This is a genomic window from Kitasatospora sp. NPDC008115 (genome assembly GCF_042957205.1).
GTDB lineage: Bacteria > Actinomycetota > Actinomycetes > Streptomycetales > Streptomycetaceae > Kitasatospora.
In genome coordinates this window covers 1-6,871 of record NZ_JBIBHU010000053.1, presented here as the reverse complement: position 1 = coordinate 6,871, position 6,871 = coordinate 1, and the positions used below count along the sequence as shown (strand labels likewise).

Genomic DNA, 6,871 nt, shown 5'->3' with positions numbered 1-6,871 from the left:
GGCCTCGCCGCGAACGCCGCCCCTCGTTTCCCCATGTCCGTCAGCGCTGCGACCGAGGACGACCACAATCCCGAAGAGGAACAGGCTTCGGAAACCGAGGGCTGAGGAAACAGCGCGCAGGAAGGCCGTCGCCGTATGCCGGGCGACGGCCTTCCTTTGATCGCGGCCAGTGGCCATTCCGAGCAAGGCCAGCCCGGTCTCCGCCACTGGCCTGCTGTCGGCTCGGCTACTGGAGAGCGTCGGGGTACCAGGGGCCGGTCCCGGAGAAGGCGGGGTCCCTGCCGATCATGGCCCTCAGCCGGAGATCGTCGGCCCACTGCTGGAAAATCGAGTCGTAGGTCTGGCGGGCTTCGTTCAGCATGCCGACGTCACCGTCGAAGAAGCCGCTGCTCATGAGCTCGCGGATCGGGGTGCTGTTCCGCCGCTCGATGGCTTGGGCCAGCCAGTCGGAGGGAGCGGGCAGGCATTCCTCCCGGCGTCCGAAGGCCCGGATGTAGGGGACGTCAGAGCTGATGCCCCGCGGGAGGGTGTGGCGGGCCTGGGCGAGTAGGCGGAGGTACTCGAAGCGTTCCCAGGCGTCGCGGTAGGCGCTGGGTCCCAAGGCCAGGTGCTGGACGAAGAGCGGTTGCAGGTGGTCGTGGAGGCGCTTCGCGGCCCGGGGGACGCCGAGGACGACATCGGGGCTGAGCAGGCCGACCGCGGCTGTCTCCTCCTCGCGCTGTGTCTGCAGTTCCCCCAAGAGGTGGCCGACGAGGGACCAGCGGTCTGCGGCGGCCGCGGCGACGCCGGCGGTGTAGAGCATCATGAGCGCCGGGGCACTGGTCAGGTTCAGCAGGCTGGTGAAACCGCTGTTGCCAACAGGTTCGGCGAAGCGCTGGATCTCGGGCATCCACCAGCGGTCCGTGGTCTCGTTCCCCCAGTAGGCGGCGGTGGCGACCAGGGCGAGGAGTGTCTCCGAGGCGGCCTCGATGCCGTCGAGCCGGTGCTGGTGTTCGCGTTTGGGATCGGCGACCTGCCAGGGTCCCTCGACGCGGGCCGGCAGGGCCGCGAGGGCGCTGGCCTCTCGGCGCAGCGTGTCGTGCAGGCCGATGGCGGGCCGGTCGCCAGCGAGTTCGCGCTTGGCGGTGGCGACGGCGACGGCGGTGTTGAGCGGGTGCTGGCGGCCGGATTCGCCGATGGCCGCGACCGCGTCGGCGGTCCGGCCGAGGAAGCCGTCGGCGGAGTCCTGGACGACGGTGGCGCCGCGATGGGCCGCGGTGGCGGCCGCCTCGGGAGAGAGAGGCTTGGTGTCGATCCAGTAGGTGGCGAAGCGGCGGCTGGGGCAGCGGGTGATCGCTTCACGGAGCGCCGGGTCCCAGCTCGCGGACCAGCCGGCAACGACCAGGCCGTACTCGTCGATGACCCGGTCGAGGAGGGCGTCGGTCTCGCGGGTGTAGGCCTCGAGCTCGTCGGGGGTGTTGAGCATCGTGGCCGGGGAGAGGTAGTCGCCGTGCAGGTGGACGACCACGGCGCGCTGCGCGTGCAGCGGCAGCATGCCGCCGAGCGCCGCGGGTCCGGAAACCACGGTGGGCTCGATGCCGATGTCGCGGAGCGCTGCTTCCATGAGGTGGTCGAAGTTGACGGTCAGGATGACGCGGATGTGGCCGGAAGCGACGAGGCGGGCAAGCGAGCGGTGAGCGGCGCTGGGCGTCTTCACTCCTGCCTCCCGCTCCTGCGCGGTGGGTTCGAAGTACGAGCGCAGCAGGGCCTGGCGCTCGTTCGCGGTCGCGGTCAGGGCGGCGAGGAGGTCATCGTAGGCGGCGGGGCGGCCGTAGCGCTCGCGGTACCAGTCGAAGGGGGCGTCTTCTCCGTCGGGAACATCGGCCTGCTCGGCAGCGGCGATCTTGAGGATGAGGTCGCGCTGGACGTGCCAGGCCGCCGGTATGCCGGCGGCCGTCGAGACACCGGCGCCCAGGAGGACGCTGTAGGTGCCGGGGAGGGAGTGGAGGCCGAAGGCGAGGTTCACATGTGGTTCGGTCACGGGGTCTTCCACAAAGCCTTCCTGAACGCGTGGCGACGGCCCTGGTGGGCCACCACCCCCACTTTACGTCAAAGTGACGATAATGCCAGAGGGTTTCCGCCCCCCTTCCGAGAAACCCACAGTTGGCCATCGCGCTCGCGGTCGCACGGCACCCGCAGACGCCGCTGGCCGACCCCATGTGGCTGTGGGGTCGGCCGGCGGCGTTCTGCAGCGGGTCAGCGTGCTCCGGCCGGACGGGGCGCGCTTTCGGATGAACCCTGGGGACGTCCCGTCACCTGGGGCTTGCCGGGCGCGGTAGATCGGGCATGAGAATCCTGCCTGCCGCGCTCGCCGTCCTGTCTCTGGCCGCGCCTGTGGTGCTGTTGCCCTCAGGTGCGGCCGCGGCCGTCCCCGGTGCTGTGGTGAGTGCCCCGCTGTCGGACCTGGTCGCGGCCCTGCCCGTCGAGGACGAAGGGCCCCGCAACGGCTACTCCCGCGAGCAGTTCAAGCACTGGATCGACGCGGACCGCGACGGCTGCAACACCCGCAACGAGGTCCTGCTGCGCGACGCCTCCGTCGCGCCGCAGATCACCGGGCGCTGCGCCATCGTCGCTGGCACCGGCGTGTGGAGTTCCTGGTACGACGACACCACGCAGACCGACAAGTTCGATGTCGACATCGACCACATGGTGCCGCTCGGCGAGGCGTGGGACTCCGGAGCGGCGGTATGGACCGCGGCCGAGCGCCAGGCCTACGCCAACGACCTCGACGACGCTCGCTCCCTCCTCGCGGTCCACGACAGCGCCAACCAGAGCAAAGCCGACCGCGACCCCGCCCAGTGGATGCCCCCCGCCGTCGGCGCGACCTGCCGATACATCTCCGACTGGGTCACCGTGAAGACCCGCTGGGGCCTCACCGCGGACCCGGCCGAGCACGCCGCGATCCAGCGGATCGCGGCCGGCTGCGACAACCCCGTCATCACCGTCACCCTCGCCCGCTGACCCTGCCCCAGACCACCGGCACCCCGTAGACGGCACCACCGCAGCGAACCGCCAGGCCGCCGCCCTCACCCCGAGGGCGGCGGCCGATGTCGCTCCCGGCCGGCGAAGAAGGGGTTGACCGGCGCACCGGACGGCGTATCGTTCGCCGGTTCGGCCCTCGCGCCCGCCTGGCCAGCACGGCGAACCTACTGCTGGGACCCCCTTGACTCGCCATCTGAGACCTCTATCTTCCGACGCCACGGACTACCGAGCGGGCCGTCGGCGACGCGACCATCGCGTCCGGCGGCGGCCAGGCCCTGGTCCGGTTCCGCAACCACGTGATGGAGAAGGAGAAGGACATGGTGGGCATGAGGCCGCGCGGCGAGGAACAGGGCGCGGCGGGGTGGGACGGCGTCGAGCGCCGACGGGCGGCGGTGCCCGGTGCGGCGGGGCTGCGGCGGTCCAGGCGGTCTGCGTGGCGGTCGCCGGACCGGATGCGCGGCCGGATCCTGGTCGGCGTCGCCAGGAGCGTCGGCACGATCGCCGTGCTGCAGGTGTTGGGGACCGTCGCCGAGTACGCGCGCGTACTCCTGCACTGAACGCCAGCAGCGGGACGTGCTCCCAGCACGGTGCCTGGAGAGCAAGCACGATGACTACGCCGCCGCGCTGGAGTGCATCGTCGGGGCGAAGCCGCGCGGCTTCGAGGTCCCGCGCCCTGTCGGTGCCTTCCTGCCCGGGCCCGGCACACCGGTCGACCTGATGGCCGCCCTCGAACGCGCGCTGGCCAAAGCGAAGACCGCCCGCACCATCAATAGCACCTCGGCGGAGAGGGCACCGGCACGGCGCCGGCGGCAAGGCGCTGCCGTCGGCGGAGGAAGCCGGCGGCTGGCAGGCGTTCAGTTGCGGCGCAGGTACGGCACGGCCACGGCCGCGACGGCGGCGCCCGTGCCGATGGGCGCGGCGGTCTGCGGGTACCAGGCGACGATGCCTATGGCGGCGCCCACCAGGGCGGTGGCGCTGATGATGAGGAGCCGGCGTCGGCGGGTGGCCGGCTTGGTGGCGTCCGGGGTGGAGCGCGCCTTCATCAGGGTGCCTTTCTTCTCGCTCGGACCGTCCGTGGACGGGCAGCAGCGGGTCTGCCCGGTTCCGGGCAGCGGCTGGTGCGGCGGTGACGCTACTCAGGTGCGCCCGGGGGGCAGCGTGGCTACAGCCGGGCGTCCGGCGGACGGCCCCGGACGCGTCGCCCGGGGCCGAACCTGTCACGCTGACCGTCGGCCCGGGTCTCCCGGGCCGACGGTCAGCAGTGGCCGGCCAGCTCCTCCAGCCGGCTCGCGAGCCGGGGGCCGGGGCGGCGGGCGATGCCGTCGAAGTTGGCGGCGTCGGCGGGGTCGGCGTGCACGACCAGGCGCTCGACCTCGTCGACGAGGCCGGCGGTCGGCTGGGCGTTGTCGGCGGGGGACCAGGGCGGCATGACGGCCGTGATCACCTTGAAGTAGCCGGGCAGCGGCGGCACCGCGGGCGGCACGCCCGGGCCGCCCGCGCCGGCCAGGCAGGCCTGAGTGAACCAGAAGTCCGCCTCGTCGAGCTCGCCGTGCTCCAGGTGCTGGAGGTAGACGGCGAACGCGGCGGTCCGGTCGCCGGCCCCGGCGGCGATCCGCCACCAGAAGGCGGCGGACAGCGGGTGGCCGGCCAGGTGGAGCAGGCAGCCGAAGATCCTGGCGCCCTCGATCTCCAGGTCGGTGTCGGGCTCGAACACCGTGATGGGGCCGTCGTCGTTGCGGGCGAAGCGGGCCAACATGGCCAGCGCCTTGGGGCCGGTGAGCGCGGTGCGGGAGAGCGAGTTGAGGCCAAGCCGGGCCCGGTTGTAGTCGCGCCACCAGTCGGGTTCCCGGTGGCGGCCGGCCCGGTGGCGCGTGACGTCCTCGGCGATGCGCCGCAGGGCGGCGCCCAGGCCCGGCCCGCCGGCCGGGCCTGCGGCGGGCGGCGGGCCGGCCTCGCGCTCGGTGAGGATCAGGTCCACCGCCACCGCCTGGTCGCCGGTGGCCACGTAGCCGGCCGGCCAGACGCGGGTACCGGCGGCGGTGTCGATGAGGAGTTCGAGGTCGAGGTCGTGGTCGGCGAGCCTGCGCCCGGGAGACGGAGTGTTCCGCTCCGGGGGGCCGACGAGTGGCTCGGTCACCGGCGGTCTCCTCTGCTGCTGGCGGTCGGGGGCTTCAGGAGGTTCAGCGGGCGCAGCTCTCCGTCGAGCTGGTCCATGGCGCGCCGCAGGTCGCGGTCGACCGTGCTGGGGTGCGTGCCCAGGAACCAGGCGATGAAGTGGCTGGAGCGCCCGGCCGCTTTGAGGACGACGATGTCGAACTGGCGCGGTGTGAGGACGCGCAGCCGGGCGAGGAGGTGGGTCATGGGATCCCAGTCCTCGGCCTTCTCGCTGCCGATCTCCTCGGTGGGCAGCGCGGTGCGCATCTGCTCCAGGATGGTGCGAAGCCGGTCGAGGCGGGCGACGAGTTGCGGGTTGCGTTCGATGGTGCGGACCTCGGCGCGGATGGCGTGGCAGAGCATGCCCCAGGCGGTGACCACGACGTCGGGGCCGGCCAGGAGCCGGCTCCAGTGGATCGCGATCTGGACGAGGACTTCGTGGACCACCTTGTCCGCGGCCTCCGGGCCGCCGAGGACTTCCTCGGCGAAGCGCAGATAGGAGTCGCGGTGGGTGAGGACGAAGGCCTCGTAGTCGATGGGCATGCCGTCCACCGGCAGTTCCACGGCCGCGCCGAACAGACCCGCGTCGGGCTCGTGGCCGGGGTCCGGGCCTATGGCAAACAGGGAGAAGGCGTCGTCGTTCACTCTGGCCCCCCGGTGCCGGCCGGAGCGCGGCGGCGGCCGCGGGGAGGTGCGTGGCACGCTGCGCGGCGGCCGGGGGCGCACAGGAGCGAGGTGGTTTTCATGGGAGCGACCTTTTGTGGCTGATACGGCGTCATCTTGAGTTCGCCGTGGTCCGCTTCGAACCTGCGGACAGCAAACCAGCCGACCCTCTTTTTTCACGCACCTCAGGCGAACCAATTTCACACAGAGATCAACACCCACCACTGAACGTGACGTTGGGATGGCGGGCTAGACCAATATGAGGCCATCCCCGCCGACCACGCGGCCAGCCGCCAACCAGCACGGAAGGCACGGAGAGTGAAGAATGGCATGCCTAACGTGACCGAGACCACAGCGCTCCAGCCGGACCGCCGGCCGGACCGCATCCGATCGGCACCGACAAGAACGGTCGAAGGCCAGCCCGACCGGGCTGCGGCCCCGGGCTGCCTGACCGCGACCGGTAGCACGTCCCGGTGCTGAACGGCCTGATCCCCTGAATCCGCCCGGGGTCGCACCCGGGGCGGCTACGGTGCCGGCCATGGCCTCCCTCATGCTGACGCCGGACCAGATTCTTCGTGCCGTCGCCGCGCTCGAATCCGCCTGGACGCGCGACGACAACGCCTTGGCCGCCCTGGCCCAGGACGTGCCCGGTGAGCAGCCGCTCGCGGTGCTGGTCGCCTCGTACGGCACCCTCGTGCTGGAGAACACCCCGCTGACCGTCACCGGCATCCGCACCCTGCCCGAGGCCGAGCGTCAGGAAGCCGTCGAGGTGTTCAACGGCACGCTCAACGGCCACCAGGCCGAACTCGCCGCCGGCTTCCTGCACGGCTGGGCCCGCAGCGCCGGAACCGACGTCCATGCGGTCGGTGACCTCGCCCGCGCCGTCGTTCAGGCCGTCCTCTCCTTCACCGACGACGGTGACGACGCGAGGGACGTCAAAGGGCTGTCCCGTAACGCAGCAGGCTGAGGGTCACGCAGCATCCGGGTCGGTGCCGATGGCGCCGGCGGAGCGAAGCGATCGCCCGAGGTCTCC

General features: G+C 72.0%; 7 protein-coding genes. 3 read left to right on the top strand and 4 right to left on the bottom strand.

Features of this window, described 5'->3' with window-relative positions:
* Positions 1-226 precede the first annotated feature (226 nt).
* Entirely contained in the window at positions 227-2,020 is a 1,794-nt protein-coding gene (locus ACFZBX_RS35970) for an SIR2 family protein (protein WP_391538021.1), read from the bottom strand.
* Positions 2,021-2,325: 305 nt separating this feature from the next.
* On the opposite strand from ACFZBX_RS35970, the gene ACFZBX_RS35965 reads away from it, so the two are divergent.
* Positions 2,326-3,000: an HNH endonuclease family protein gene (locus ACFZBX_RS35965; protein WP_391538020.1), complete on the top strand. Its 675-nt coding sequence runs from the start codon at positions 2,326-2,328 to the stop codon at positions 2,998-3,000.
* Between the two features lie 338 nt (positions 3,001-3,338).
* On the top strand, positions 3,339-3,578 hold the full coding sequence (locus ACFZBX_RS35960) for a hypothetical protein (protein WP_391538019.1): 240 nt from the start codon (positions 3,339-3,341) through the stop codon (positions 3,576-3,578).
* A 297-nt stretch (positions 3,579-3,875) separates the two neighbouring features.
* On the opposite strand, the gene ACFZBX_RS35955 is transcribed toward ACFZBX_RS35960, so the two are convergent.
* The 3 genes from ACFZBX_RS35955 to ACFZBX_RS35945 all read right to left on the bottom strand — a co-directional run bounded on the left by ACFZBX_RS35955 (position 3,876) and on the right by ACFZBX_RS35945 (position 5,820).
* On the bottom strand, positions 3,876-4,064 hold the full coding sequence (locus ACFZBX_RS35955; protein WP_391538018.1) for a hypothetical protein: 189 nt from the start codon (positions 4,062-4,064) through the stop codon (positions 3,876-3,878).
* A gap of 212 nt (positions 4,065-4,276) precedes the next feature.
* A complete protein-coding gene (locus ACFZBX_RS35950; protein WP_391538017.1) occupies positions 4,277-5,158 on the bottom strand; it encodes a hypothetical protein in 882 nt (293 codons plus the stop codon).
* The gene (locus ACFZBX_RS35945) at positions 5,155-5,820 is read right to left on the bottom strand and encodes an RNA polymerase sigma factor (RefSeq protein WP_391538016.1); all 666 of its coding nucleotides are present in this window, start codon (positions 5,818-5,820) and stop codon (positions 5,155-5,157) included. Before ACFZBX_RS35945 ends, ACFZBX_RS35950 begins: the two co-directional genes overlap by 4 nt.
* A gap of 556 nt (positions 5,821-6,376) precedes the next feature.
* Here ACFZBX_RS35945 and ACFZBX_RS35940 point away from each other — a divergent pair.
* Positions 6,377-6,805, top strand: coding sequence for a hypothetical protein (locus tag ACFZBX_RS35940; protein WP_391538015.1), 429 nt, complete (start codon positions 6,377-6,379; stop codon positions 6,803-6,805).
* The last annotated feature ends 66 nt before the right edge of the window (positions 6,806-6,871 follow it).